Origin of the sequence: Pelomonas sp. Root1237, assembly GCF_001425055.1 — a bacterium.
Classification (GTDB): domain Bacteria; phylum Pseudomonadota; class Gammaproteobacteria; order Burkholderiales; family Burkholderiaceae_C; genus Pelomonas.
This window is the reverse complement of sequence record NZ_LMDK01000012.1, coordinates 129749-154217: the sequence shown is the minus strand read 5'-3', so window position 1 is coordinate 154217 and position 24469 is coordinate 129749. Positions and strand designations below refer to the sequence as shown.

At 66.0% G+C, this 24469-nt stretch carries 28 protein-coding genes; 14 read left to right on the top strand and 14 right to left on the bottom strand.

All coding sequences use genetic code 11. From position 1 onward, the window contains the following. The first annotated feature begins 90 nt into the window (after positions 1-90). Positions 91-918 (top strand): hypothetical protein, encoded by an 828-nt coding sequence (locus ASC91_RS08585; protein WP_056195169.1) that lies wholly within the window; start codon positions 91-93, stop codon positions 916-918. A gap of 12 nt (positions 919-930) precedes the next feature. Here ASC91_RS08585 and ureE read toward each other — a convergent pair whose 3' ends face one another. After that, positions 931-1560, bottom strand: a complete 630-nt coding sequence (gene ureE / locus ASC91_RS08580) for an urease accessory protein UreE (RefSeq protein WP_056197148.1) — start codon at positions 1558-1560, stop codon at positions 931-933. 60 nt (positions 1561-1620) lie between these two features. On the opposite strand from ureE, the gene ASC91_RS29340 reads away from it, so the two are divergent. The 4 genes from ASC91_RS29340 to ASC91_RS08565 all read left to right on the top strand — a co-directional run bounded on the left by ASC91_RS29340 (position 1621) and on the right by ASC91_RS08565 (position 4098). Beyond that, positions 1621-1809 (top strand): AbrB/MazE/SpoVT family DNA-binding domain-containing protein, encoded by a 189-nt coding sequence (locus ASC91_RS29340; RefSeq protein ID WP_157281360.1) that lies wholly within the window; start codon positions 1621-1623, stop codon positions 1807-1809. Between the two features lie 7 nt (positions 1810-1816). Further along, on the top strand, positions 1817-2638 hold the full coding sequence (locus ASC91_RS08575) for a crotonase/enoyl-CoA hydratase family protein (protein WP_056195167.1): 822 nt from the start codon (positions 1817-1819) through the stop codon (positions 2636-2638). Further along, positions 2635-3297, top strand: coding sequence for a bifunctional 2-polyprenyl-6-hydroxyphenol methylase/3-demethylubiquinol 3-O-methyltransferase UbiG (locus ASC91_RS08570; protein WP_056195165.1), 663 nt, complete (start codon positions 2635-2637; stop codon positions 3295-3297). Before ASC91_RS08575 ends, ASC91_RS08570 begins: the two co-directional genes overlap by 4 nt. A gap of 144 nt (positions 3298-3441) precedes the next feature. Beyond that, entirely contained in the window at positions 3442-4098 is a 657-nt protein-coding gene (locus ASC91_RS08565; protein ID WP_056195162.1) for an energy transducer TonB, read from the top strand. Positions 4099-4181: 83 nt separating this feature from the next. Here ASC91_RS08565 and ASC91_RS08560 read toward each other — a convergent pair whose 3' ends face one another. Beyond that, positions 4182-6107: a hypothetical protein gene (locus ASC91_RS08560; RefSeq protein ID WP_157281357.1), complete on the bottom strand. Its 1926-nt coding sequence runs from the start codon at positions 6105-6107 to the stop codon at positions 4182-4184. A 150-nt stretch (positions 6108-6257) separates the two neighbouring features. Between ASC91_RS08560 and ASC91_RS08555 the strand changes: the two genes are divergently transcribed. Then, positions 6258-7175: a hypothetical protein gene (locus tag ASC91_RS08555; protein WP_056195155.1), complete on the top strand. Its 918-nt coding sequence runs from the start codon at positions 6258-6260 to the stop codon at positions 7173-7175. On the opposite strand, the gene ASC91_RS08550 is transcribed toward ASC91_RS08555, so the two are convergent. The 6 genes from ASC91_RS08550 to ASC91_RS08525 form a co-directional block, all read right to left on the bottom strand. Continuing rightward, positions 7172-8026, bottom strand: a complete 855-nt coding sequence (locus tag ASC91_RS08550) for a DMT family transporter (protein ID WP_056197146.1) — start codon at positions 8024-8026, stop codon at positions 7172-7174. The genes ASC91_RS08555 and ASC91_RS08550 overlap by 4 nt on opposite strands. Positions 8027-8079: 53 nt before the next feature. Then, positions 8080-8772 (bottom strand): AraC family transcriptional regulator, encoded by a 693-nt coding sequence (locus ASC91_RS08545; RefSeq protein WP_056195152.1) that lies wholly within the window; start codon positions 8770-8772, stop codon positions 8080-8082. A gap of 50 nt (positions 8773-8822) precedes the next feature. Then, positions 8823-9080 (bottom strand): TfoX/Sxy family protein, encoded by a 258-nt coding sequence (locus ASC91_RS08540; protein ID WP_056195149.1) that lies wholly within the window; start codon positions 9078-9080, stop codon positions 8823-8825. Between the two features lie 9 nt (positions 9081-9089). Next, positions 9090-9902, bottom strand: coding sequence for an alpha/beta hydrolase (locus tag ASC91_RS08535; protein WP_082532538.1), 813 nt, complete (start codon positions 9900-9902; stop codon positions 9090-9092). Between the two features lie 44 nt (positions 9903-9946). Further along, on the bottom strand, positions 9947-10624 hold the full coding sequence (locus ASC91_RS08530; RefSeq protein ID WP_056195144.1) for an ion channel: 678 nt from the start codon (positions 10622-10624) through the stop codon (positions 9947-9949). Positions 10625-10787: 163 nt separating this feature from the next. After that, entirely contained in the window at positions 10788-11687 is a 900-nt protein-coding gene (locus ASC91_RS08525) for a PEP-CTERM sorting domain-containing protein (protein ID WP_056195141.1), read from the bottom strand. Between the two features lie 345 nt (positions 11688-12032). Between ASC91_RS08525 and ASC91_RS08520 the strand changes: the two genes are divergently transcribed. The 4 genes from ASC91_RS08520 (at position 12033) to ASC91_RS08505 (ending at position 15776) form a co-directional block, all read left to right on the top strand. Continuing rightward, complete coding sequence (locus ASC91_RS08520; RefSeq protein WP_056195134.1) at positions 12033-12863, top strand: spondin domain-containing protein; 831 nt, start codon at positions 12033-12035, stop codon at positions 12861-12863. A gap of 359 nt (positions 12864-13222) precedes the next feature. Next, positions 13223-13891: a choice-of-anchor J domain-containing protein gene (locus tag ASC91_RS08515; protein WP_157281354.1), complete on the top strand. Its 669-nt coding sequence runs from the start codon at positions 13223-13225 to the stop codon at positions 13889-13891. 18 nt (positions 13892-13909) lie between these two features. Continuing rightward, complete coding sequence (locus ASC91_RS08510; protein ID WP_157281351.1) at positions 13910-14353, top strand: post-PEP-CTERM-1 domain-containing protein; 444 nt, start codon at positions 13910-13912, stop codon at positions 14351-14353. Further along, positions 14340-15776 (top strand): PA domain-containing protein, encoded by a 1437-nt coding sequence (locus ASC91_RS08505; protein WP_056195125.1) that lies wholly within the window; start codon positions 14340-14342, stop codon positions 15774-15776. The genes ASC91_RS08510 and ASC91_RS08505 overlap by 14 nt, the downstream gene beginning before the upstream one ends. Before the next feature lie 259 nt (positions 15777-16035). Here the strand turns inward: ASC91_RS08505 and ASC91_RS08500 are convergent, their stop codons facing one another. Continuing rightward, on the bottom strand, positions 16036-16560 hold the full coding sequence (locus tag ASC91_RS08500; RefSeq protein WP_056195121.1) for a transposase: 525 nt from the start codon (positions 16558-16560) through the stop codon (positions 16036-16038). 202 nt (positions 16561-16762) lie between these two features. On the opposite strand from ASC91_RS08500, the gene ASC91_RS30875 reads away from it, so the two are divergent. Continuing rightward, the gene (locus tag ASC91_RS30875; protein WP_082532537.1) at positions 16763-17143 is read left to right on the top strand and encodes a biopolymer transporter ExbD; all 381 of its coding nucleotides are present in this window, start codon (positions 16763-16765) and stop codon (positions 17141-17143) included. 668 nt (positions 17144-17811) lie between these two features. On the opposite strand, the gene ASC91_RS29330 is transcribed toward ASC91_RS30875, so the two are convergent. Continuing rightward, positions 17812-18219: a hypothetical protein gene (locus ASC91_RS29330; RefSeq protein WP_157281345.1), complete on the bottom strand. Its 408-nt coding sequence runs from the start codon at positions 18217-18219 to the stop codon at positions 17812-17814. A gap of 479 nt (positions 18220-18698) precedes the next feature. Between ASC91_RS29330 and ASC91_RS08495 the strand changes: the two genes are divergently transcribed. Further along, a complete protein-coding gene (locus tag ASC91_RS08495; RefSeq protein WP_056195118.1) occupies positions 18699-19370 on the top strand; it encodes a hypothetical protein in 672 nt (223 codons plus the stop codon). Next, positions 19367-20197: a hypothetical protein gene (locus tag ASC91_RS08490; protein WP_157281342.1), complete on the top strand. Its 831-nt coding sequence runs from the start codon at positions 19367-19369 to the stop codon at positions 20195-20197. The genes ASC91_RS08495 and ASC91_RS08490 overlap by 4 nt, the downstream gene beginning before the upstream one ends. A gap of 64 nt (positions 20198-20261) precedes the next feature. Here ASC91_RS08490 and ureC read toward each other — a convergent pair whose 3' ends face one another. From ureC to ASC91_RS08475, 4 genes are read right to left on the bottom strand one after another with little or no spacing between them, the layout of a single operon-like run. Beyond that, positions 20262-21980, bottom strand: coding sequence for an urease subunit alpha (gene ureC / locus ASC91_RS08485; RefSeq protein ID WP_056195113.1), 1719 nt, complete (start codon positions 21978-21980; stop codon positions 20262-20264). After that, a complete protein-coding gene (locus ASC91_RS08480; RefSeq protein ID WP_056195110.1) occupies positions 21977-22282 on the bottom strand; it encodes an urease subunit beta in 306 nt (101 codons plus the stop codon). Before ASC91_RS08480 ends, ureC begins: the two co-directional genes overlap by 4 nt. After that, on the bottom strand, positions 22282-22449 hold the full coding sequence (locus tag ASC91_RS29995; RefSeq protein WP_200955252.1) for a hypothetical protein: 168 nt from the start codon (positions 22447-22449) through the stop codon (positions 22282-22284). The genes ASC91_RS08480 and ASC91_RS29995 overlap by 1 nt, the downstream gene beginning before the upstream one ends. Positions 22450-22458: 9 nt before the next feature. Next, positions 22459-22761 (bottom strand): urease subunit gamma, encoded by a 303-nt coding sequence (locus ASC91_RS08475; protein WP_056195107.1) that lies wholly within the window; start codon positions 22759-22761, stop codon positions 22459-22461. Positions 22762-22965: 204 nt separating this feature from the next. On the opposite strand from ASC91_RS08475, the gene ASC91_RS08470 reads away from it, so the two are divergent. Continuing rightward, a complete protein-coding gene (locus ASC91_RS08470) occupies positions 22966-24465 on the top strand; it encodes a peroxidase family protein (protein ID WP_162247754.1) in 1500 nt (499 codons plus the stop codon). The last annotated feature ends 4 nt before the right edge of the window (positions 24466-24469 follow it).

Sequence of the window (24469 nt, the reverse complement as noted above, 5' to 3'; positions counted from 1 at the left end):
TAGGCCGCAACGGGAAAATTGCCGACCTACCTGCTACCGCTCACACCGGCGCCGTGCCTACACTGCGCCGCACTTCAAGGAGGCTCAAGCATGCGAGACAAGACAGCGGCCGTCAGACGTCCCGCCCTGGCCGGGCTGTTCGCCGCGGTGCTGGTCAGCGCCACGCCTTGCGCCCAGGCCTGGGAACCACCAGCCGGGGCCAGCGCCCACGAGATCCTGATCGGCGCTCGCAAGGATGCCGACGAGGGCCGCTTCGCCGTGGCCGCCGAGAAGCATCTGTGGTTCCACGAGCATGTGCTGGAACGCGATCCGGCGATGTCGGGGGTGCGCATGTCCTTTGCGCTGTCCGCCTGGGCCTCGTTGGCGCACCGCCACGCACCCGCCATGACCCAGCTGCTGGCCGTGCGCGACCAGGCCTTGGCACGGATCGATGCCGGCGGCCGCCCGGGCCAACAGGCGCTGGGCGAGGTCATCCACATCAACAACTACCTCGGCGGCCAGAGCGAGTCCACCCGCGACGCCTTCAAGCGCCTCGCCGACCGCGACCCGGTGCTGGCCGAGCGCGACGTGCTCGACGCGCTGCCCGCGCTGATCCAGCTGAACGAGTTCGAGCTCGCGAGCCAGCATCTGCGCGTCGACGCCGTCGTGGGCCGTGTGGAAAGCCTCTACAAGCTCATCCAGGAACATCCGCCGAGCAAGCTCTCGGCCAGCGAGCGGGCCGAGATGCTGCGCTCTCAGCAGCGCGTCATCGACGTGCAGCTGGCCCGCGTGGTGCTGGTGCTCGGCAAGGAACGGCGCGACGCCGAGGCCGAGCAGGTGCTGGCACGCGGGCGAGCCTTGCTGGGCCCTGAAGCCAGCGTCCACCACATGACCCAGGCATTGCGCGGCATCACGCCGCCGGACGACCGCGACGGCTGACGCGCGCGGGCGTCAGTGCCCGTGCCCGTGCCCGTGCCCGTTGTCGTGGTCGTGCTTGCAGTCGGGGCCGCGCACGTGGACCGGAATGGGCAGCGGCTTGCGCGCCGGTGCCGACGCCGTTGCATGGTCGTGCGCGTGGCCATGGGCATGGTCGTCATGCCCATGGTGATGATGGCCATGCCCAGCCCCCTCGCCATACGCCCCAGCCTCGGGCTCGAAGGCGGCCTGCGCTTCGGTCACGATGAGGTGCTGGCGGCGCAGCATGTCGGCCAGCACGGGGTCGGGCTCGAACTGCAGCAGCTCGGCCTGCAGCTCTAGTGGCACATGGCGGTTGCCGAGGTGGTAGGCGGCGCGCAGCAAATCAAATGCGGAGCCGTGCTCTGCGCAGAAACGCACCTGCAGCACGGGCTGGGGGGCGGCGATGACGCGCAGCAGGGAACCGTCTTCACCCACAAGCACGTCGCCGCCGCGCAGCGCCGTGCCGCGGGGCAGCACCACGGCCACTTCGCGACCGGAACTGTCAGTCGCGCCGAATCGGCTCTTGCTGCGGGTGTCCCAATCAAGCTCGAGAGCGGGCGAGCGCTTGAGCAGCACGGCGGCAAGGCCACCGCCTTGAGGGAGACGTTTGGAGAAGGTGTGCATGATGGTTTCGGAGGGCAACTGGTTAGTATTGTCGACGCGGTCACCTCAGGAGCGGCAAGCATGGACATCGTTCAACTGGTAGAGGCGCAAGACTCTCTCGGCTTTGTGCTTCCCGACGCCGTGCTGGCACGCCTGAATCTCGCAGCAGGTGACACCCTGCAGCTGACCAAGACGCCCACTGGCATCCTGCTTACGCGGGCCAATGCTGCAACGACCGAGCCGCGACCCGACTCCGTTCCACCACCTTGACTCCCCAATGACCGCGCCCACACTCGAAACCCTCACCGTCTCCGTCCAGGACCACATCGCCACCGTCCGCCTGAACCGGCCGGACAAGGCCAATGCGATGAACGCGGCGATGTGGCAGGACATCCGCCGCGCCTTCGACTGGGTGGACGCGCAGCCGGAAGCCCGCGTCGCGGTGCTGGAAGGCGAAGGCAGGCATTTCACCGCCGGCATCGACCTGCAGATGATGATGGGCATCGCCCCGCAGATCGAAGACCCCTGCGACGGCCGCACCCGCGAGGGCCTGCGCCGCGTCATCCTGGACATGCAGGACACGCTCACCAGCCTGGAGCGCTGCCGCAAGCCCGTGCTCGCGGCCATCCACGGTGCCTGCGTGGGCGGCGGCATCGACCTGATCTGCGCCGCCGACATGCGCTACTGCAGCGCTGACGCCTACTTCTCCATCAAGGAGATCGACATCGGCATGGTTGCCGATGTCGGCACGCTGCAACGCCTGCCCAAGCTGATCGGCTCGCAGGGCCTGGTGCGCGAGCTGGCCTACACGGGCCGGCGCGTGGAGGCGGCCGAGGCGCGCGAGATCGGCCTCGTCAATCGCGTGTTCGACAGCCGCGAGGCGCTTGGGGTTGGCGTGCGCGAGATCGCCGCAACGATTGCGTCCAAGTCGCCGCTGTCCATCCGCGGCACCAAGGAGCAGCTGAACTACGCCCGCGACCACTCGGTGGCCGACGGCCTCAACTACATCGCGACTTGGAACGCCGCGATGTTGATGAGCGAGGACCTGACCAAGGCCATGATGGCCGGCAAGGGCGCGGTGCCCTCGTTCCGCAATTGAGCGCGAACGCAGCGGACGCCGGCACAGCCACGTTCTACGACGGCTACGCCACCCAGTTGGCCGCCACCGAGGCCAGTCGCAGCGCGATGCTGCCCCTTCTCGAAGCTGCTTTGCCGCCGGGCGCCTGGGTGCTGGATGTCGGCGCGGGCTCGGGCCGGGACGTGGCGGCGCTGCAGCAGGCCGGGTTCGAGGCCTTCGGCGTGGAGCCCAACGCCACCATGCGCGAAACCGCGCTGCGGCTGCGGCCCGGCCTTGCCGGACGGCTGCGCGACGCCAGCCTTCCCCAACTGGGCACGCCCTTCTCGGACTGCTGCCCCCAGGGCTTCGACGCCGTGGCGTGCAGTGCCGTGCTGATGCACATCGCCCCCGCCGACCTGCCCGGCGCACTGGCTTCGCTCGCTCGGCAGCTTCGCCCTCTCGCCGCAGGCGACGTGGCCCGCTGCCGGCCCGCACTGCTGATTGCCCTGCCGGAAATGAACCCCGGCCAGTTGAGTGGTGACCGCGACGCCGATGGCCGTCGGTTCCACAACCACGCCCCGGCCACGGTGCAGCGGCAGCTCACCGAGTTGGGACTGATGCTGGAGAGCAGCAGCGTCAACGACGCGGTGCTGGCCAGCGCCGGCACGCGCTGGCACATGCTCGTGTTCAGGCGGATCTGAGCGCGTCGCGAAGAGCTTCGCCATTGCGACGCGGCTCGTCATCGCAGATGTTCATTCCAGCACCCGATCAGGCAACAATTCGTGCGTCGACAAAAGCGCGCCGTGACGGGCCGCCGACCGGATTCGTTCAGCCAGGGAGACCGCGTGGATTTCGCTCAACGGCAGCACCGCCCGGGCAGGCGCTTCACCGGCATCGGCGTCGTGGTGCTGCTGCATCTCGTGCTGGGTTGGGTCTTGGTCAGCGGCCTGGCGCACCACATCGTCCAGGTGGCCCGGCAGGCCCCTGTGGAGATCAAGCTCATCCAACCAGAAACACCGCCGCCGCCATCGCCGAAGATGGCCTTGCTGCCACTGCCCACCTTGTCTCCCCCACCGCCGCGCTTCATACCGCCGCCCGAAGTGCAGGTGACGCAGCCGCCGGAGACGACCGTCGCCGCCGCAGCCATCCCCCAGCCTTCGCCTGGCGCGGGCACTGAAGCGGCACCACAACCAGGCCGGGGCCAGCCGGGAGGCGCGCTGGTGCGCACACCGCTGCAACTGGACTTCAGCAAGTGCGGCTCACCGGCCTATCCCGACATCGACGTGCAAGGCACGACGATGGTCGTCTTCACGATGGACATCTCCGGCGCCATCTCTGAAGCGCGCGTGGTCGAGTCCAGCGGCCCGTCACGCAGGCACAAGGTGCTCGACAGACTGGCCGTCACCTTCGTGCTGTCCTGCAAGGGCACGCCCGGCACGGTGAATGGCAAGCCCGTGCCGCTGCGCGGCATCACGCCCATCACCTGGAACCTGAAGGACTGAGAAGGCGGCTTTGGCCAGGACGGGCGGGCCCGCCCGCGTGCGTTGGCCATCCGGCGTCCCTCGCGCCGCGCTGAATCCCATGGCTAATTCCTTTTCGTGCTGTCCGGCGCGAGCTTGCGCCGCCTCATGGCTTCCATGCGCAGCCCCTGCGCGGCAGCAATCAGTTGCATCTGCTGCTCGATTTTTCCAGCACGAAGCGCCATGGTCTCGAGGAAGGCTGCCGAGGCTTCCGCGTTGGAGATGAACTCCACGCTTTGCAACACATCCTTTTTGTCGATGGTCCACTCCTTGAACGGCGCGTCGGGCGCCGGGTTGCGACGCATCTCCGCAAGGATGTCGCCGCGGGTCACACCTGCTTGGAGGCGGCCCTGCCACTGCTTGGCCCATTGGGCCGAAGGCGCGTCGCGCACGTTCTGCGCCAGCGAAACGAGCGTATGGTGGGCCTCATCCGCATTGCCGGCATAGGCGTAGGCCAGCGCAGCGGAGCGCGCGAGCGCGTCGACTTCGCGTGCGGTCTGCCAGGCCGAGATGACACCCTCCAGCGCTGCGCTGTCCGGGGCATCCGTGGCGGCCACCTCGGTTTTGAAGGCGGCCAAGGCAGCTTCCGGCGATTGCGGGTTCAAGCCGCGGGCGCGCTGCAGGTGGCCCTGAGCAGCCTGGAGATAGGCGCGCCTGGCATCGCCCTCGTTGCGCTCGGCCAGGCGCAGGTTCGCCATGCCCAGCAGATACCGGGCCTCGAAATTGGCGTCCTCCCCTTGCAGCACGGCATTCAGCGCAGGCAGGGCCTCCTGCGGGTTCCCCCAGTCGATCTGCGCCCGGCTCAAGGTGAGGCGGGCCAGGTCGTCGTTCGGGAACTGCGCCGCCAGCCCTGCGACCTTCTTCAACAGCGCCTCCCCGGCTGGCCGGCTCGGGCACGCCTTCAAGGCGGCATCCGCCAGCACGAATTCGCCTGCCGCACGGGGCAGCGCATGAAACCTCACCCGGCTGGCGGGCAGCGATGGGAGCGCCACACGCAGGGCATCCGTGCCCCGAAGGCTATACCGCCACATCACCTGGTCGATCTCGGATGCCTTCAGGCCGTAGGCCCGCTCGAAGGCTGTCGTCGGGGAGGCGCCGCGGTCGACGAGACCGAGATAGCGGTTCAGGCGCTGGCGCCTGTCGTCCGACGACAGCATGTAGTGCGTCAACAGCCACGACTTCGCCTCGAACTCCAGTCGCGCCCCGCCCGGTCCGGCATCGTTGTGGGCGTTGGCGAGCTTCTCCTCCAGGACGTCGCCATATTCCAGGCTGGATACCCGGTTGTCTCTGACAAGTCGCAGGTAGCCGCCGATGTCCTTCGGCACCCGGCCCACCACCATCTGCTTTTCCGAGAATCGCGCGGCGGAGAAGTACTGCGCGAAGCCGTCGACGAACGACGTCGGGATGCGGATGTCCGTGTGGCGATAAAGGAAGTGCCGCGCATACGCCTCGAAGACATAGGACAGGGTGTCGTCCAGCGGTGACCGGTCGAGTTGCTCGTCGGCGAGGCTGGGGACGCGTTCCAGATGCACCCCGAACCCCTGGACGCCGGAAGCGCAACTGCTGTACAGGCCCACGGCATCAGCCGGCACGCTGGCGTCGACCTCACGCAAGGCCGAGACTCGGCTGTGGTAGTACAGCGTCAGCTTCGGTTCCTGCTGCTCGGCCTTGCCCTTGGTTTGATGATTAGGCCGGGTGTACAGGCGCAGCACATGGTCGAGCTTTTCCAGGTTGTCCAGCAATTGAGTGACGTCTTCCTGATTGGCGTCGGAGTACACGACGAAGCGCTGGCTTTCGGCCCGGACCCACGCGGAGAGGTCGTCCTTCTTGCCGGCCACCTCCACGCGCTCCAAGTTTGCCGGGCGGGTTTGCTGGGCGCCGGCGGCGCAGGCCGACAGCAGACAGAAGGCGGCGAGTGTGTTTGCCCAGGGTCCCTTGCGCATTGGCTGTTCCTTCTGGAAGTGTGGCTCGGTGCGTGGTTGCAGATCCAAGCGTTCATCCTAACGGCCAGTCACCGCCGCGCCAGCGCCCAATCAGGCAGCCCACCCCATGTCGACCACCGCCCAGACCTTCGACACGGAGGGCCGCACAGGCAAAAGCTTTCGGCAGCCGGGGCCGAAATGTGCTGCACTGGCGGGGCCATGAAGCGCCGAGAGCTTTGCCGCCTGAGTCTGCTGCCACTCGTGGGTGGCGCCAGCCTGCTCGCCAGCGCCGATCCCTCCGGCTCGCCGCTGCGCATCGGCGGTGGCGAGATCGCGCTGCAGCTCTCAGGCGACTTCACCGTCGCCACGCGCAAGGAAATGCACCTCTGGATCACGCGCAGCGCCGACGCCATCGCGCGCTACTTCGGCCGCCTGCCCGCGCCCCGCTTCGAGCTGCGCCTGACGGCTGCGCCAGGCCGCGGCGTTCGTGGCGGCGTGACCGACCGCGACCCCGCCCTCTTCGTCGGCGCCCGTGTCGGCCGTGAGACCGGCGCCACCGAGTTCCTCGACGACTGGGTGCTGGTGCACGAGATGGTTCACGTTGCCGTGCCGCGGCTGCCGCGCGCTCAGGACTGGCTGCATGAGGGCCTGGCCACCTATGTCGAGACCGTGGCCCGCGCCCGTGCCGGCATCACTTCAGCCGAACAGCTCTGGCGCGAACTCTCGCGTGGCATGCCCCAGGGCCTGCCCCAAGCCGGCGACCGTGGCCTGGACCGCACGCACACCTGGGGCCGAACCTACTGGGGCGGCGCCATCTTCTGCCTGCTCGCCGACCTCAAGATCCGCCACGCCAGCCAGGGCCGCCTCGGCCTGCAGCAGGCCTTGCAAGGCGTTCTCTCAGCCGGTGGCAACTACGGCGAAGACTGGAGCACCGCCAAATTCCTCGGCGTGGCCGATGCCGCCGTGAAGCAGACCAGCCTGAGCGACCTCTACACCGAGATGAAGGACCAGCCCATGCCGGTCGACCTTGATGCGATCTGGCGCGAGCTGGGCGTGGTGCAGCGGCCGGACGGCGGGGCGGTGCAGTTCGACGACGCAGCGCCGGGAGCGGGGCTGAGGCGGGCGATCGGCGGCTAAGGCGCCCGGCTGCCCCAGAACGCCGCGCCGACGATCATCAGCCCGCCCACGGCCAGCGAGGCCGACAACGGCTGGCCCGTCACAACGATCACCACGGCGGTGGACAGAAGCGGCGTCAGGAAGGCCAGCAGGCCGATGCGCCGCGGATCGCCCGCCTTCAGCGCTGCATCCCACAAAAAGAAGGCGCCGCCCAGCGGCCCCAGGCCCAGCGCGGCGATGAGCACCAGGTCGCGCGCGCTCAAGTTGGCAGAGGGCTCCCACAGCGCATGGCAGGCCAGGGACAGCAGGCCCGACACCGCTGCGAAGCTGCCTACCGCGCTGGTCGGGAAGGCTGGCAGGCGGCGCGTGGCCAGCGAATATGTGCTCCACACCAGGGCCGAGCCCAGGGCCAGCGCATAGCCCAGGTGCCAGCCGCCGTCCAGAGCCCACCCCGACCGCCCGAGGATGACCACCGCCGCCCCCGCAAAGCCCAGCAAAGCCGCACCGACCTGCGCCGCGCGCCAGCGCAGACCCGGCAGCAGCAGCGGCGCCAGCACCACCATGCCCAGCGGCCACAGGTAGTTGATGAGATTGGCTTTCAGCGCCGGCGCCGTGCGCAGTGCAATGAAGAGCAGCAGGTGAAAGCCGAACAGGCCGTAGACACCCATGGCCAGCGTGCGCCATGGCACCGCCCAGGCGCTCAGCTTGAATCGGGACAGCGGCAGCGCCAGCACGCTGCCCACCAGCAGGCCCAGGCCCGTCAACAGAAAGGGCGGCACATGGGCTAGCGACACGCCCAGGGCCGCGAGCGAGGCCCAGAGCGCGATGGCCGCAAGGGCGAGGGCGTCAGCTTTGGCGGCTTTGGTCAACATGCCGGCCAGTCTCGGGCCGGCGTCGTCGCGCAACGCCGGGCAGTCGTCGCGCGTCAGCGGTCCGGCGAAGCCGCCTCGCGCCGCAGTGCGGCCGTCAGCGCCGAGGGCGAGTCGTAGCCCACGCGCTGCGCCACCAGGGCAACGGGCAGGCCGGCGGCGCGCAGCACCCGGGCGCGCGCAAGGCGCCGGGCGCGCAGCCACTGCATGGGCGTGAGGCCGGTGGCGGCCAGGCAGCGGGCGCGGAACTGGCTCTCGGCCAGGCCCGCGCGGGCCGCCAGGTCGGCCACGGTCAGCGGCGCGGCCAGACGCGTCTGCAGCCAGCGCTGCAGGCCGGCCCAGTCGATGGGGCGGCCACTGCACAGCACGGCGCGCACCTCTCCCGGCCCCCAGGCCTGGGCCAGCAGCTGCGCCCCCAGAGCCTGCGACACCGGCAGGCCCTGCTGCAGTGACGCGGCCAGGAAACGCGCCAGATGGTCCACGGGCTGGCTGTGCCCGGGGCTGAGCGCACGGTCGAGCCAGACCGGGTCGGCCGTGTCCAGCACCAGGCAATGGCTGCCCTGCGGCGCCTCGAAGTCATGCAGAGCGCCGGGCGGGATCAACAAGCCCTGCCCTGCGGCCAGCCGCTGGCCGCGGCCGTCCACCTCCAGCTCCAGCGCACCGTCCAGCGTCCACAGCACCTGGGCGTGGTCGTGTTCGTGGCTGCCGCGCGAGGGGCCGTAGTGGCGCAGGCTGAGCGAGCAGGACATGAGCGGCGTGATGGACGGGGTGGCTCGGATGCAGGTGTCACCGCAAGGCGCTACCCGCAATCCTCCAGCGCCATCAGCAGCCGGGTGCGGTGCTCGCGCGCCACGTCCCGCCAGTGCATGCCGATCAGTGCACCCTCCAGGGCCCAAAGCAGGTTCAGCGACACCTTGTTGTGCCCGGCCCGCTTGGCCCTGGCGTAGGTGGCGACGGCGCCCAGCGCGCGCAGCTCTTCAAGCGTCGTGACGCCGACGCTTGCCAGCATCGCGGCGGACTTGGGGCCGAGGTTGGCCAGGGACTCGATGCCTGACATGTCCGTACCTTAGTCGATCTGATCGATCGCCCAATCGAACGACGGGTCGCCCACGTCGTTGTGCGCGATGTTGAAGTCCTTGCGCTGGATCAGCAGGTCCACATAGGCGCGGCCCTTGTAGCGCGCTTCGTAGGCGATCACGTCGTTCACGTTGCCCGGCGCATTCGCACTGGTCAGGATCAGGTGCACTGGCAGACGGGGGTTGGCCGCGAAGCGCGCCTGTTCGTCCTGGATGTTCCTGGCCGTCAACGCCCAGAAGGAGCCGTCGAACAGCAGGTAGTTCCTGAAGAAGGGCGTGCCCACGGCTTCGGTGCTCAGCAGGATGGAGCCCAGCAGCCCGCCGTAGGACGTGCCCGAGAAGCTGCGCACGCCGGTCGTGCGGTAGTTGGCCTCGATCAGCGGCGCCAGTTCCTCCTTCAGGAAACGGGCATAGGCCGGCGCGCCGTTGACGGTGTAGTCGATGGCCCGGCGGTCACCCGGGCCCTGCTCGATGTTCACCAGGATCATCGGCTTACGGCGTTTGTCCAGCAGCTGCGAGAACGCATTGAAGCTCCACTGCCCGTCGGTCGCGTACATCACCGCATAACTCTTGCCCGAGGTCGCGTAGTTCTCCGGCAGGTAGACGTGATACGGGTAGTTGATGCCGGTGATCCTGGACGTGATGGACTTGTCGCGCTCCAGCGTGCCCACGTAGACGTAGTTGGTCGTGATCACCACCGGCGGCGGCGTGACGGCCGGCGTCGCGTCGCTGCTCGACCCGCCACCGCCGCAGGCGGACAGCAGGCAGGCAAAGCTCAAAAGCAAACACAGGCGCCAGGACATGGAAGGCCCTCGAGTTGTCTTCTGCGCAGTTCCGGGCACTGCGGTCACGCAGACCCCCGGCGCAGCAGCGTCAGCCCGATCAGCCTGGACACCACGGCCGCCAGGTAGCCCACGCCAACGAACATCTCCAGGCTGGTCGCAGCCCGAGCCAGCGGTCGCACCGGGATGACGTCGCCGATGCCCGTGCTGGACAGCAGCGCGAAGCTCAGGAACATCAGCTCGGACCAGGTGCGGGGCTGTTCGGCGTTGACGGCGGCCGAGAAGCTGCCTGGTTGCACCGCCTGCAGCACCACGAAGCTGTAGGCAAAGCCCCAGGCCAGCAGTGTGAAGGTCGCGCCGGCCGCATACAGCTCGTCGGTCGTCGCATGCATGTCGCTCATCATGTAGGCGACGAGGCTGCCGGCGGCATAAAAGTAGAACAGCGCTTCCAGTGCGGCGGACCAAGGCTGCAGCCAGTGCATCTCCCGCACGGCCTGCAGCACCAGCATGGCGATGGCCGGCAAGGCCAGGCACACGCTCAGCCACGTCAGGCCCGGCGTGCGGCGCACCATGCCGGTCGTGAAGATCAGCACCGTGATGCCGAAGGCGCTCAAGGCGATGGGGCCGGCGCGCGTCGATTCGAGGATCGGGTAGAGCAGCAGGCCCACCAGCTGCACGATCAGCAAAATGGCCGACGGGTGGCGGCGCGTAAGGGCGAGAAGTCTTCGGTGGGGCACTTGCATGCCGGGATTCTGTGCCGTACGGCTTCGCGCCAGGCGCGAATCAGGGGCGCGCCTCGCTCGATTGCCGCTGACGCAAACCGGCGCGCTTCCTTCGGCGAATCTCAGAAAGGCGTCGGGCTTCGCGATCCGAGATCGATTGAAGTCGCCATTCGCACAGGCCTGTTCAGCCGCGCCGACGAAGCACCAGCGCCAGCAGGCCGCCACCCAGCAGCAGCGCCACCGAGGGCTCGGGAACCGGCGCATAGGGCACGTTCCAGTCGATGCCGCTCTGGCTGCTCAGCGTGTAGCCGATGGCACTGCCGGCCACCGTGACGCCGCTGACGCCTTGCCATGTCAGCGTGCTGGCGAAGTCGCTCGTGGCCTCGCTGAACCAGTTCGGCCCGGCGCCGGCCGTGCCAGCAGACGCTCGCGAGAAGACACCCAACTCGAACGGCGTGCCCAGCTTGACCGTGACGCTGAAGTTGACGTCCTGGTCAATCACCTGGTGAAACGGAAAGCCGCCCTGCCCCTGGCCTTGTGCGCGAAAGCTCTGCCCGCCAACCGGCGCGTTGTTGAGCCAGACCTGGCTACCGATCCGGGTGTAGCTGTTGCCGATGGGCAGGCCATCGAGCACGCCGTCGAGATGGACGCTGAAGTTCACCACGGCGTTCTGGCCGACCTGGGCCGGGTTGGCCGGCATCAGCGTCCACGTGTCGGTCCATCCTGCCGTGCTTTCGGCCGCTGCGAAGCCGGCGCTGGCATTGGCGCGGAAATGTGCGTACATCCCGACCGAGCCGTAGGTAGCGCTGCCATGCGAGTCCGCCTGAATGGCAGGCGTTGCCTGGTTGTAGGTGCCGCTGGTCGCCAGCTGCTGTCCCGGCGTGGTGGTCGAGGCGGCGTTGCAGTTGGACAGGCCCGGCTGCCAGTCGAACAAGTTACCTTCAGTCGGGAAGGCGCCGGTGGCCAGGCCGGCGCAACTCGATACGAGAGCGCCCGTGGCGCCGAGATTCTGTTGGCTCAGTTCGGCCGCGAAGGTGGGCAAGCTTGCCAGCGCGAGGGGCAGCACTTTGAGGCAGAGGCGCATGTCGGGCTCCTTGTGTAGTGGCCGAAGGCTATGCGTCTACCCAGGCGCCGTCAGTCCCTAAATCCGGCTGATCCCTGGCGTGCTGGAAATACGTCTGCACACCGAAGGTGTCGTGTTCGGGGGCCGCCGAAATGTTGGTGTTTGCGGTGTCTTGCCAACGAACGGGCTGGGACCCCGGTTTTCGGCTTTTCCGCGGGCGCTTTGGTCGACCTGCAGTCCTGCTCCTTACACGAACACCCCCATCTGAGTGGCTCGTATGAAGCTAGGGAGTAATGCCTGTGCCCCGGCGGCGACTGCAGCACGCAGGGTGTTGCCCTGCGTGCCAACCAACAGGAGATCTCTCGAATGAACAACGCACATCACGCCGCCCCTGCCCCCCACCGCACAGCCATCACGCCCCATCGGCTGGGCGCCCTCGGAGTGGCGCTTGCGGCTGCCCTCTTGCTTCCTCAAGGGGCCGCCGCACAAGCACCGGCATACCAGATCACGTTCAAGAACCTGACGAGCAATGCCGCGGCCACGGGGGCGGCGACGGCACAGACCGGCCAGCGGCTTTCGCCACCGGTGTTCATCACGCACAGCGCTGACTACACGGCTTACACCGTTGGCCAAGCTGCGCCAGAGACGATCTGGCGCATTGCCGAAGGCGGCAATCGCAGCTTCCTGCTCAATGAAGTCAACGCCCTTGTCGGCACGAGCGTGCTCAGCGTTGCGGCGCCGCTGTCTGCGCCCCTGCCTCAACAGGACTCCGTGACGGTCATGGTGAATGCCAATGCCTCCCACCACCTGCTGTCGTTTGCCAGCATGCTGGGCTGGACGAATGACGGCTTCATCGGCGTCAGTGGCCTGGACCTGTCGACCATCACCGGCACCGTCACGATCAACCTGTACGGCTACGACGCGGGTTCGGAGAAGAACAACGAGGCCAATGGCTTTCTCGGCGCACTCGGGCTGGGCAACGCCCGCGATCCCGAAGGCGGTTTGATCACCACCCACCTGGGCATCCGGGGCGACGCGAACGCGCCAGCGGCCTGGAACTGGCTGCCTGGCCCCGCAGCCAGCCTGACCATCAGCGCTGTGCCCGAGCCGACCACCTGGGCTCTGCTGGCGGGCGGACTGCCGCTGCTTCACCTGCTGCGCAAGCGTGCAGGCGCCGGGAACGCGCACAAGGTCTGAGCGAAGTTGGGTAGAGGATGTGAAGGCAGCGGCGGGGCCGGCAGCAGCATGTCCACGCCAGCGCGGATGCCGCCTGCTTGGTGCTGTAGGTAGCGCCGGCACGGTCGGCTGATGCGCATGTTCAAGCGGCTTCATTAGTACGTTGCCAGCTTCCCCCCAACAAGAGGGCTTGCCACGAGGCAACCACGAACCTAGCCTCGCCAATCGGACGGATGCAGTGACTGACTGGTCTTGTCGCGAGGGCTACTGGACAGGCACTTCTCGCCAACTGCCCAGGCCGGCGAGGTTGCGGCCGGAAAGAGTGGTTGCTCCGAGACGGCCTGCGCCTCCAACCCAAATGCGGTTAATTCGGAGTGTTCATGAAGATCACAAGACTTGGCGCAGCCTTCGTATTGGCGGGATTGGCTACGCTTTCGCAAGCGGGTGTCCTCCTGAGCGAGAGCTTCGACGACGTGGCGACCCTGGCCGGCAAGGGCTGGGTCCTGGCCAACGTCAGTTCACCCAGCTCCGGCACCGACTGGTTCCAGGGCGACAACACCACGGCGTTTACCGCGCAGGCGGGCGCTGCCAACGCTTACATCGCTTCCAACTACCTGGCCGCTCCTCCCGGCGGGTTCATCGACAACTTCCTGATCACACCGTACTTCTCCCTGGAGTCCGATGTGACCCTGACGTTCTATGTCCGCGGCGACGGTTCCGCGGGTGCGGGCTTCTCCGACACCTTTGCCGTGCTGGCCGGCGCCACCGCCCAGGGTGGCAGTGAAGTCGTCACCGAGAGCCTGTCGCCGACGGTGGCATTGGTTGATGACTGGACCGCGTACACCGTGATGCTGCCCGGGTTGGGCGCGGGCGCGATAGGCCGCTTCGCCTTTGAGTACTTCGGCGACGCCGACACATCCAACTACATCGGCATCGACACCGTGATGGTGGCCGCGGCCGAATCAAATGCCGCGCCCGAACCCCAGACCCTTGCGCTAGTGGCACTGGGCTTGGCTGCATTGGTGCAGGCGCGCCGCAGGTCGGTCTGACACGAGAGGATGATCACCATGGCTCAAATCAAGTTCAAGGCTGCGGGTCTGATTGCCGTCATGTCGGTGCTCGTCGGGTCGGCCCCGGTATTTGCGGCCGATGCGGTGGGAATGCGCATCGTGCGCGACCCGGTGACGGGCCAGCTGCGCCCGCCCACGGCCGACGAAGCGAAGGCGATGGACGAGGCCGCCGCCAAGGCCCGCGCTGATGCGGCCGCTGCCGCACCGGGAACCAATCCCGACACCCGCGATCCGGTTGAAATCCGTACGACCAACGGCGTGCGCTACCGCGTCAACGATGCCTTCTTGTCATATTCGGTGGTCACCCGCAAGGCGGACGGTTCGCTGGACATGCAGTGCGTGACCGGGAAGGAAACCGCAGAGAAGCTGGTCCGCGACCCCAAGGCCGCCGTCTCCACCGTTGATCAATCTCGCGGGAAGCACAGCCATGAAGAAAAGTGAGTTCCTGGGCGCACTGGCGGGCGTCCTGCTGGCCGCCTCTGTCCTGCAGGCGCAGGCCGCAGCCACCATCGTCATCCAGAACTTGAACGCCGCGGGCGAAGGGTTCAACGACCCGACGCCTGCAGCTCCCGTGGGTGGCAACGCCGGCACGACACTCGGCCAGCAGCGCTTGATTGCCTTCCAGACCGCGGCCAACGTTTGGGGTGCGACGCTCACCAGCTCGCAGACCATCGTCATCCGTGCCAGCTTCGAGCCGCTGACCTGCACTGCAACCTCCGCCGTTCTGGGCAGCGCCGGCGCATGGAACATATGGCGTGACTTTGCGGGCGCGGCCAAGGTCAACACCTGGTATCCCCAGGCGCTCGCCAACAAGCTTGCCGGTGTGAACCTGAGCGCTGGCGACCCGGTCGATGGCCAGGACATCCGCGCGCGCTTCAACTCGCGCCTCGGCTTGTTTGCAGATTGCCTGCCAGGCTCGCCCTTCTACCTCGGACTCGACAACAACCACGGTCCGAACGTCGACCTCGTCACCGTGCTGCTGCACGAGTTCGCTCATGGCCTGGGCTTCCAGACCTTCACCAGCGGCAGCAGCGGTGCACAGTTCGACAACCGTCCGTCGATCTGGGATCACTACATCTATGACGACACGGCCAAGCTGCTGTGGGTGGACATGACCAACTCGCAACGTGCGGAGTCGGCGTTGAACACCGGCAAGCTGACCTGGAGCGGAGCCGGGGTGCTGACCAGCCTGCCCACGGTGCTGAGCCTGGGCACGCCCTCGCTCACGATTGGCGGGCCCGCGGCCGGTTCCGCGGCGGGGCCGTACAACATCAGCACGGCCTCCTTCGGCGCGCCGCTGTCGTCGTCCGCCGTGACCAGCACGCTGATGCCGGTGGTTGATACCGGCACCTCGACGGGTCTGGCCTGCAACCCATTGAGCGCCGCCAACGCGCTGGCCGTGAATGGCCGCATCGCCTTGGTGGACCGCGGCACCTGCACCTTCGCCATCAAGGCCAAGAACGTGCAGAACGCGGGCGCCATCGGTGCGATCGTCGTGAACAACGTCGCAGGAAGCGCGCCCGCCCTGGGCGGTGCCGACCCGACAGTGACGATCCCAGTGATCAGCGTGTCCCTGGCCGACGGGAATCTATTGAAGACCGCACTGTCCAAGCGGACGCGCACTTCCTCGGGCGTCACCGCGCTGATGAGCGTGAATGCCTCGCAGTACGCCGGTGCTGACATTTTCGGCCGAGCCCGCCTGTTCGCGCCGAATCCGTTCCAGAGCGGGTCGTCGGTATCGCACTTCGACACCATCGCCTTCCCGAACCTGCTGATGGAGCCGGCAATCAACGGCGATCTGCTGCACGCAGTCACTCTGCCCCAGGACCTGACCTTCGCGCTGCTGAAGGACATCGGCTGGTAGGCCGCACTTCACTGGGATCGACTCAGGGGCGCGGAGAAATCCGAACTCACACGCACGGCAGCGCCGCGCCTTCCCGTCGCGCTTCACCGAAGGCCCGCCGTAGGCCCACCTGGACATTTCGCCGGCACGGCCTCCGGCAGCGCCGCCGACAGCATCGCCACGGGCAGGCCGGTGGGTTGCTGGTGCAGTTCCTGGCGGGCTGGGCGGCAACGGCACCTTGCACCCGCAGGTTTGGGTGAGCACAGCGAACCCCAACGCTCTATTCGCCCGCATCCATCTCCGCGCCACTCACGCTTGCCCACCCAGCATCGACAACGCCTTCGCGAATGAAGCGATGAATGCTGGAGTGCGGCCAGTCCGCCGCCCGTTCGGCCCGGCCGTGCTTGACCGGATTGAAATGGATGTAGTCCACATGCCGTTCGAAATCGGCATCGTCACGGATCAGGTGTTCCCAATACCGCCGCTGCCAGAGCCCACGTTCCCCTTTGGCCGCGCGGCTGGCGCTGATGCGCTCGCCCGCCGGTATCCGCCGCGAAAAGCCCTGCTTGACGAGCATGATGCGCGTGGCGAAGTCGGCGTCGTCGCGCGGCAATGTCATCAGCAGGTGCAGGTGATCGGGCAGCACACAGACTGCGTCCAGCACGAACGGGCGTGACCTGCGAACGGTGCGAAAGCTGTCCCGCAGGGCATCGATGTGGTCAGTCAGCAGTTGCCCGCTGCGGTCCGCCGCGTTCAACGTGAAGAAGTAGGTAGCGCCCGGGGTGTCGGCGCGGCGGTAGCGCATCGGGCTTTTCGTAGGTTGGGGTGAACAGAGTGAACCCCAACGGATTCTGCCGGCCGAGATGTTGGGGTTCGCAGGCTCACCCCAACCTACGGGCTGTGAGAACCTCCGAGTTCGGCCAAGAGCGGCCGCTCAAGGTAGGCCGGTTTCTAGTAGCCTTCCCTAAGAGAACATATGCCGAGTTGAGTAGCCGGAAGTGGATGCAATGTCGACAAGGAACGAAAGCAAGAGGCTCTTCTCTTTGGACGCCAGGCTAATGGTTGCCGCTCTCGCCCTAACCATGAGTACCACTGTCACATCGGGAGAGTCTGCCGAGCCACGCCATGTACGTCTCGTGGTGACTGACACCGGTCAATACATCCTCTCAGGCAAGCCCGTTGCTCTCGCGAATCTGCGAGTGCAACTGCGCGAGCTCAAATCCAGTGGCAGGCCGATCGACCTTCATGTCACGGGCAGTTCGAAGGTGGAATACAAGTACGTCTTGCCGGCTATGCAGATCGCACAGGAAGAGGGCCTAGCCAAAGCTGCCGTTGTGATGAGCCCGCCCTCTGCACCCGGTTCGTCAGCCTCGCCCTCATCCAAGTAGCGCAGGATCGTCGATCTGGCGCCTCGCCCGACGTCATCTGACTTTCCTGCACGCTTACTTCGACCGGCCGAGATGTTGGGGTTCGCAGGCTCACCCCAACCTACTAGCTGAATTTACTTTCTGCAGGCACCGCTGACAGCCTGTGTCACCAGCCAGACAGCGGAAGTAGCAGCGAAGGCGGTGTTTCCGGTAGCGTCGATCACCGAGGTCGGCTCCTGCGGCGGCGGCACGGTCGGGAGTTGGTAGACCTCACGATTGGCCGGCGAGATGCAAGGCCGGATTGCTGTCGCTGCAATCGCCTTGCCCAGGCGACTGTCCTCGCCCTGCGCGGCAGCATGCGGCGCCTGAGCAGAAAACATCGAGCGTCGGACGCTCAGGTCTAGCGGACGCCCCGAAAACGCCGCACCTGACTCCGGTGTGGCGATCAAGGCTGCAGCGGAAGGTCTGGCGGGACGCACAGTCGAGCCTGTGTCGGACTCTTCCGCTGCACACGGTGATGCGATGAACGCATGAGCCGCGAGTAGCGCAAAGGACGCAATATTGAAGCGCATGCCCGACTATAAAGTTCGGCAGGTTGGAGTGAACGGAGTAACCCCCAACGAATTCTGTCGGCCCGAACGTTGGAGTTCGCAAGTTCACTCCAACCTACGAGCTGCCGGCCCACCCCATCAATCGGATGGATACGCTGGCTTCCAGGTGTAGATGAACACTGCGATGGTCATCACCAAAGTGGCCAAGAGATAGACAGCCGGCCAAACACTGTGACTGCAGTTGGCTTCGTCAGCATCCGGCCCAAGGCCCGGGCAAAGAACTTGACCCATTACCACCAGCAAGGCTGCCAAAACAAGGAGTGGGAACAACCACCGCACCCATCGCCGACCCTTGATGAGCCAGTAGCCGAGCGCACCAGGCCCCGAAGCCAAGGCCGTCTTCAACAGCAGGCCAACGCCTCCTCCCGGCGCACCTATCGCTTCAGCGGAACTGCCCATCCACAGATGAGCCGTTGTCACGAAGGTGAATGTCCAGCATGTGATGGCGATGGCCCAAATGGGGGCCGGTACATCTTTGGTGTTCACGCTTTGAGGCGCCGTTTGGTTCGGCAGTTGAGTTGGTTGGGTGAACGGATTGCACCCAACGCATTCTGCCGGCCGAGATGTTGGGGTTCGCAGGCTCACCCCAACCTACGAGCAACGAGCTACGAGCTACGAGCTACGAGCAACGAGCAACGAGCAACGAGCAACGAGCTTACGTTCCCCGCTTCGGTCGGCCGCGTTCAACGTGAAGAAGTAGGTAGCGCCCGGGGTGTCGGCGCGGCGGTAGCGCATCGGGCTTTTCGTAGTTGGGGTGAGCGGAGTGAACCCTAACTCATTCCGCCGCCCGAGATGTCGGGGTTCGCACGCTCACCCCGACCTAGGAGCTTGATGAGCATGACGTGGCGACGTCGCGTCGTCGCGCGGCAATGTCATCGGCTGGTGCAGGTGGTCGGACAAGCGCGCTGATGGCGCCACGCTGAACCCAGTAACATTCAGCATCACTTTTCAGTTAGGTGCGGACCATGGCGGACCTCAAAGAGGAAATCAAGGAGATCGTTGAGATCGTGGCGCTCGTCCCTGAGCCGTTGAAGGTGATGTGCTTCGAAATGCTCTTGAAAAACGCTCTCTCAAAGCGCGAATCCCCACCAAAGCCTCCGCCGCCCGCACATACCGACCAAAAGCAGGAATCAAAGGTAGCTAAGGCCGCTGACGCTGAGGAGAAGTTGGCAGAGGCAATTGACCTCGGCGCCTCCCGTTCTCTCGGCGCGCAGCCGAAGGTTGGGGGTGGCTCAGACATCAACATGTCGGACCTTCACATGAAGACCAAGCGCTTCATGGCGACCGGCGGAGTGACTCTGGAACACATAAATAACGTGTTCTACAAAGAGGGTGACAACTTCGAGCTGCTGATCACCGATTTCGGGGCGACGAGCATGTCTGACGGCCAGATGCGGATCGCAATGTTTCAGGCGCTACACCAGGCACTATTGGATGGAGAGTTCACTACCACCGTCGAGGCTGTACGCGAAGAATGCAGGATGCGGAAATGTCTTGACGCCCCAAACTTCACGAAAAACTTTAAGAACAATGCGTCGATCTTCGACTTCGGCGAATGGTCAAAAGACGTCACCGATTTGCGGCTCTCTGATGAAGGCAGGAAGGCCTTGGCCGAAGTAGTGAAGAAGCTGTCGTGAGCGTTGGTCACGAAACGCTTGAAGCGTTCTTGGCGCGCGCCAAGGCGCTACGGAAATCACTCAAGGCAGAGCAAGTACCGACTGTCGGGAAAACTGCACTGCGTTCAGAAGCGAAAGCACTGGGCGGAGAGTGGCACAAAGACCTTGCGCCGAAGCTGAAGCATTCATTGACGCAGGAAACGCTTGAGAAGTACGGCGCTCAGTTCACGCGCCTGATCAAGCTTAGTGGACCAAACAATCGAGTCGCCAGCTACCTTGCAGCCCTTGAGTTGGTTATCAAGCCGTTCAACGATGACCTCCTCATTCCGTCGCAGCAAGGGGCGCTTGGCGGTCAGGGGTCATCGTCATTTGATGCTTTCTTTGCTGGACTCTCCAACGCAGATGAAAGCGACTATCTTGCGGAAGCCCTTGCGTGCGCGAAAAACGGGCATCTGCGAGCGGCCGTCGTCCTCGGGTGGAGCGCGGCTATTGACCGCATTCAACGTGTGCTTGAACACGGAGGTCTGGACAAGTTCAATAACATGGCTCAGCAAATGGCTGCAGCCACAAACGGTCGGTACAAGAGGTTCAAGAAAATCGACTCGGTCAATAGCATTGCTGAACTTCAAGAGGTCTTTGATCGCCCGCTACTCTGGGTGATTGAGGGGATGGGAATGATCGACACGAACGAGCACACTCGACTGGGCAGTTGCTTCGATATGCGCTGCCATGGGGCTCATCCCGGCAATGCGCCGATCACGCTCTACAACTTGATGTCGTTCTTTTCTGATTTGGACCAAATCATCTTCATGAACCCAAAGTTCAAGCTACCTAGTCCGGCTGTATAGGTGTGCTGAATTCGACCCAACTTCCGTTGGTGAATCAATAGCGCGAGCAGTGGTCAGTCGCAGTTCAAAACAAGAAATACCTCTGCGCCATCGGCAACTCCTTCGCCGGCTCGCAGGTCAGCAGCACACCGTCGGCCCGCACCTCGTAGGTCTGCGCGTCGATCTCCATGACCGGCAGGTAGTTGTTGAGCAGCATGTCGGCCTTCTTGACCGAGCGGCAGCCCTTCACCGGCACCAGCATCTTGGCGAGGCCCAGCTTCTCAACATTGCCCTGCCCCGCCTGGCTGACGAAGGTCAGCGAGCCCTGCTGCAGCGCCGCGCCGAACGAGCCGAACATCGGCCGGTAGTGCACCGGCTGCGGCGTCGGGATGGACGCGTTGGCGTCGCCCATCGCGGCGGCGGCGATGAAGCCGCCTTTCAGGATCAGTGAGGGCTTCACGCCGAAGAAGGCGGGCTTCCACAGCACGAGGTCGGCCCACTTGCCGACTTCAATGCTGCCCACCTCGTGGCTGATGCCGTGGGCCAGCGCGGGGTTGATGGCGAGCTTGGCGAGGTAGCGCTTCACGCGGGCGTTGTCGTTGTCGGCGCCGTCCCCTGGCAAGGCACCGCGCTGCACCTTCATCTTGTGCGCGGTCTGCCAGCAGCGTAAGGAGACCTCGCCCACACGGCCCATGGCCTGGGAGTCGGACGAGAACATGCTGATGGCGCCGAGGTCGTGCAGGATGTCTTCGGCGGCGATGGTCTCGCGGCGGATGCGGCTCTCGGCGAAGGCCAGGTCTTCGGCGATGCCGGCGTCCAGGTGATGGCAGACCATCAGCATGTCGAGGTGCTCGTCCAGCGTGTTGACGGTGAACGGCCGCGTCGGGTTGGTGGAGCTGGGCAGCACGTTGGCCTCGCCCACCACGCGCATGATGTCCGGCGCGTGGCCGCCGCCCGCGCCTTCGGTGTGGAAGCTGTGGATGGTGCGGCCCTTGAAGGCGGCAATCGTGTCCTCGACAAAGCCGCTCTCGTTGAGCGTGTCGGTGTGGATGGCGACCTGCGTGTCGGTCAGCTCGGCCACGTTCAGGCAGTTGTCGATGGCCGCGGGCGTGGTGCCCCAGTCCTCGTGCAGCTTGAGGCCGATGGCGCCAGCATCGATCTGCTGCATCAGCGCCTCAGGGCGGCTGGCGTTGCCCTTGCCCATGAAGCCGAGGTTCATCGGGAAGGCCTCGGCCGCCTTCAGCATCGTGGCGATGTGATGGGGCCCGGGCGTGCAGGTGGTGGCCAGGGTGCCGGTGGCGGGGCCGGTGCCGCCGCCGATCATGGTGGTCACGCCGCTCATCAGCGCCTCTTCGATCTGCTGCGGGCAGATGAAGTGGATGTGGGTGTCGATGGCGCCGGGCGTGACGATGAAGCCCTCGCCCGCAATGATCTCGGTGCCGGGGCCGATGACGATGTCCACACCGGGCTGCACGTCGGGGTTGCCGGCCTTGCCGATGGCCGCGATGCGGCAGCCGCGCAGGCCGATGTCGGCCTTGACGATGCCCCAGTGGTCGAGGATGACGACGTTGGTGATGACGGTGTCGACCGCGTCACCCGGGCCTGGCCCGTTCACGCGCTGCGACTGGCCCATGCCGTCGCGCACGGTCTTGCCGCCACCGAACTTGACCTCTTCGCCGTAGCCGCCGGCACGCAGCGTCAGGTCCTGCTCGATCTCGATGATGAGGGCGGTGTCGGCCAGGCGCAGCTTGTCGCCGACGGTGGGGCCGAGCATCTCGGCGTAAGCCCTGCGGGAAATCTTCATAGCTTGCCCTGCACGAGGCCACGGAAGCCGTAGACCGTCCGGTCGCCGGCCAAGTCCACCAGCTCGACGGTGCGCGTCTGCCCGGGCTCGAAACGCACGGCAGTGCCGCTGCAGATGTTCAGGCGCATGCCGCGTGCGGCCTCGCGATCGAAGCCCAGCGCCGCGTTGGTCTCGGCGAAGTGGTAGTGGGAGCCAATCTGGATGGGCCGCTCGCCGGTGTTGGCGACCTTCAGCGTCAGCGTGCGGCGGCCCGGGTTGAGTTCGTGTTCACCCTCGGCGGTGATCAATTCGCCCGGCACCATCACTTGCGGCCCTTGGCGAACCACCAGATCGCGAAGCCGGCGGCGGCGACGAGGGCCGTCATGCCGACGCCATCCCAACCGTGCAGATGAACACCCGGTGCGCCGTGGCCGTCGTGGGCCAAGGCGGTAGCGCCGATCAACGGCAGCAGCAAAATCATTTTGCGCATGGGAAGGGCTCAGGCAATGGGTTGATGAACGGTCACGAGCTTGGTGCCGTCGGGAAAGGTGGCCTCGACCTGGATCTCCGGGATCATCTCGGCGATGCCGTCCATGACGTCGGCCCGGGTCAGGATCTCGCGGCCCTCGCTCATCAGCTGCGCGACCGTCTTGCCGTCACGCGCACCTTCGAGGATGGCGGCACTGATGAAGGCCACGGCCTCAGGGTAGTTGAGCTTGAGCCCACGCGCGCGGCGGCGTTCGGCGAGCAGCGCTGCGGTGAAGAGCAGCAGCTTGTCTTTCTCTCTCGGAGTGAGTTCCATCTCTCTTCACTTGTTGGTCAGCTTGGTGGCCAAGCATGGGGAGGCAGCTCCATGTTGGCTTCGCGACAGCTTGAGGGCAATCGGGGCTACCTAACCCCTAGCTTGAAGCATGCCAGAGATGCTTTCTCCACAGGGCTGAGGATTCAATGTCCTCACCACCGGCTCAGCATGCCGTTCTGCCCTCGTTTTTTTCAGGAGACCGCCATGACCACCCCCAACAACGGCCACGGCCTGCTCGGCACCCGCGAACAGAAGTTCACCCGCCTGCTGCCCGAGAACCACAAGCCCTTCAGCGACGCCAGCCTCGACGCACTGGCCGCGCTGATGATCGTGCCGGACGACGAACTCAACGACGGCGCCGACGCCGAGGAGAACCTCAAGGTGCCGGCCGGCTACACCTACTTCGGCCAGTTCATCGACCATGACCTGACGCTGGACATCACCTCGTCCTTCTCCCGACCCACGGACGCCGCGTCCAACCTGCGCAACCCGGCCTTGGACCTGGACTGCGTCTACGGCGCCGGCCCACAGGACCAGCCCTATATGTACGCCGCCGACGGCGCCACGCTGCTGATCGACCCGAGCGGCAAGGACCTGATGCGCCAGCCGGCCAATGGCCGCGCCATCATTGGCGACAAGCGCAACGACGAGAACTCCATCGTCTGCCAGATCCAGCTGGCGATGATCAAGTTCCACAACGCCGTCGTCGCCAAGCTCGCCGCCAGCGGTGACACCGGCAACCTTTTCGAGCGCGCCCGCGCCGAGGTCACCTGGACCTACCAGCGCGTCGTGCTGGAGGACTATCTGCTGCGCATCGTCAACACCCACACCTACGACTTCTTCACGCAGCGCCGTGCAGCGCTGGGCGACGCGGCCTACGACCTCTACGTGCCGACGCTGCGCACCCAGCTGCCCAAGGAGTTCGTCGGCGCGGCCTACCGCTACGGGCACTCGATGGTCAGGCGCGGCTACCGGCTCAACAGCGCGACCAAGAAGCTCATCTTCGACGGCGGCGACCTCAACGATGACAGCCTGATCGGCTTCCAGCCGCTGCCCGAGGCGCATGTCATCGACGACTGGGGCCGCTTCTTCACGCCCAGCTTTGCCATCCCCGTCAAGAACGGGCCCGAGCCGGTGGAGAACAACCCCGCCGTGCGCCTGCAGTGGGCCTACAAGATCGACCCCTCGCTGGTGGACCCGTTGGCCGCCCTGCCACCCAGCGTAGGCAATGGCGCGTCGCTGGCGGCGCTCAATCTCAAGCGCGGCAACCTGCCCAGCTACGCCATCGCCACCGGCCAGGCCTTTGCCGCCAAGCTGCACGAGAAGCCGCTGGACCCGGACGATCTGATGGTGCGCGAGGAAGGGCTCAACGGCTTCACCTACAAGAGTATCGAGAGCGCCGACAAGCGCTTCCTGACCGAGACGCCGCTGTGGTTCTACATCCTGGCCGAGGCGCAGAAGCCGGTGCTGGACTACTGGCGCGAGGCGGGAAAGCGCGACCTGAACGATGAAGATTACGTCACCGGCCCGTGCTCGATTTCCCAGCTCGGCCCGGTGGGCGGGCGCATCCTGATGGAGGTGTTCAACGGCGTCGTCGACGCCGACCCGCGCTCCTTCCGCCATGCCGCGCCGGCGGGCTGGGTGCCGATGATCGGCAACGAGATCAGCTTCTGGAACGTGCTGAAGTTCACCGGTCTGGTTTAGGGCC

Coding starts and splice junctions, on each gene's coding strand:
- ureC (WP_056195113.1), bottom strand. CDS start 21,980: ATGAAGATTTCCCGCAGGGCTTACGCCGAGATGCTCGGCCCCACCGTC.
- ASC91_RS08535 (WP_082532538.1), bottom strand. CDS start 9,902: ATGTCCTGGCGCCTGTGTTTGCTTTTGAGCTTTGCCTGCCTGCTGTCC.
- ASC91_RS08515 (WP_157281354.1), top strand. CDS start 13,223: ATGAAGATCACAAGACTTGGCGCAGCCTTCGTATTGGCGGGATTGGCT.
- ASC91_RS08505 (WP_056195125.1), top strand. CDS start 14,340: ATGAAGAAAAGTGAGTTCCTGGGCGCACTGGCGGGCGTCCTGCTGGCC.
- ASC91_RS08555 (WP_056195155.1), top strand. CDS start 6,258: ATGAAGCGCCGAGAGCTTTGCCGCCTGAGTCTGCTGCCACTCGTGGGT.
- ASC91_RS30875 (WP_082532537.1), top strand. CDS start 16,763: ATGTCGACAAGGAACGAAAGCAAGAGGCTCTTCTCTTTGGACGCCAGG.
- ASC91_RS29995 (WP_200955252.1), bottom strand. CDS start 22,449: ATGCGCAAAATGATTTTGCTGCTGCCGTTGATCGGCGCTACCGCCTTG.
- ASC91_RS08540 (WP_056195149.1), bottom strand. CDS start 9,080: ATGTCAGGCATCGAGTCCCTGGCCAACCTCGGCCCCAAGTCCGCCGCG.
- ASC91_RS08480 (WP_056195110.1), bottom strand. CDS start 22,282: ATGGTGCCGGGCGAATTGATCACCGCCGAGGGTGAACACGAACTCAAC.
- ASC91_RS08495 (WP_056195118.1), top strand. CDS start 18,699: ATGGCGGACCTCAAAGAGGAAATCAAGGAGATCGTTGAGATCGTGGCG.
- ASC91_RS08545 (WP_056195152.1), bottom strand. CDS start 8,772: ATGTCCTGCTCGCTCAGCCTGCGCCACTACGGCCCCTCGCGCGGCAGC.
- ASC91_RS08475 (WP_056195107.1), bottom strand. CDS start 22,761: ATGGAACTCACTCCGAGAGAGAAAGACAAGCTGCTGCTCTTCACCGCA.
- ASC91_RS08530 (WP_056195144.1), bottom strand. CDS start 10,624: ATGCAAGTGCCCCACCGAAGACTTCTCGCCCTTACGCGCCGCCACCCG.
- ASC91_RS29340 (WP_157281360.1), top strand. CDS start 1,621: ATGGACATCGTTCAACTGGTAGAGGCGCAAGACTCTCTCGGCTTTGTG.
- ASC91_RS08575 (WP_056195167.1), top strand. CDS start 1,817: ATGACCGCGCCCACACTCGAAACCCTCACCGTCTCCGTCCAGGACCAC.
- ureE (WP_056197148.1), bottom strand. CDS start 1,560: ATGCACACCTTCTCCAAACGTCTCCCTCAAGGCGGTGGCCTTGCCGCC.
- ASC91_RS08500 (WP_056195121.1), bottom strand. CDS start 16,560: ATGCGCTACCGCCGCGCCGACACCCCGGGCGCTACCTACTTCTTCACG.
- ASC91_RS08510 (WP_157281351.1), top strand. CDS start 13,910: ATGGCTCAAATCAAGTTCAAGGCTGCGGGTCTGATTGCCGTCATGTCG.
- ASC91_RS08525 (WP_056195141.1), bottom strand. CDS start 11,687: ATGCGCCTCTGCCTCAAAGTGCTGCCCCTCGCGCTGGCAAGCTTGCCC.
- ASC91_RS08520 (WP_056195134.1), top strand. CDS start 12,033: ATGAACAACGCACATCACGCCGCCCCTGCCCCCCACCGCACAGCCATC.
- ASC91_RS08585 (WP_056195169.1), top strand. CDS start 91: ATGCGAGACAAGACAGCGGCCGTCAGACGTCCCGCCCTGGCCGGGCTG.
- ASC91_RS08470 (WP_162247754.1), top strand. CDS start 22,966: ATGACCACCCCCAACAACGGCCACGGCCTGCTCGGCACCCGCGAACAG.
- ASC91_RS08550 (WP_056197146.1), bottom strand. CDS start 8,026: ATGTTGACCAAAGCCGCCAAAGCTGACGCCCTCGCCCTTGCGGCCATC.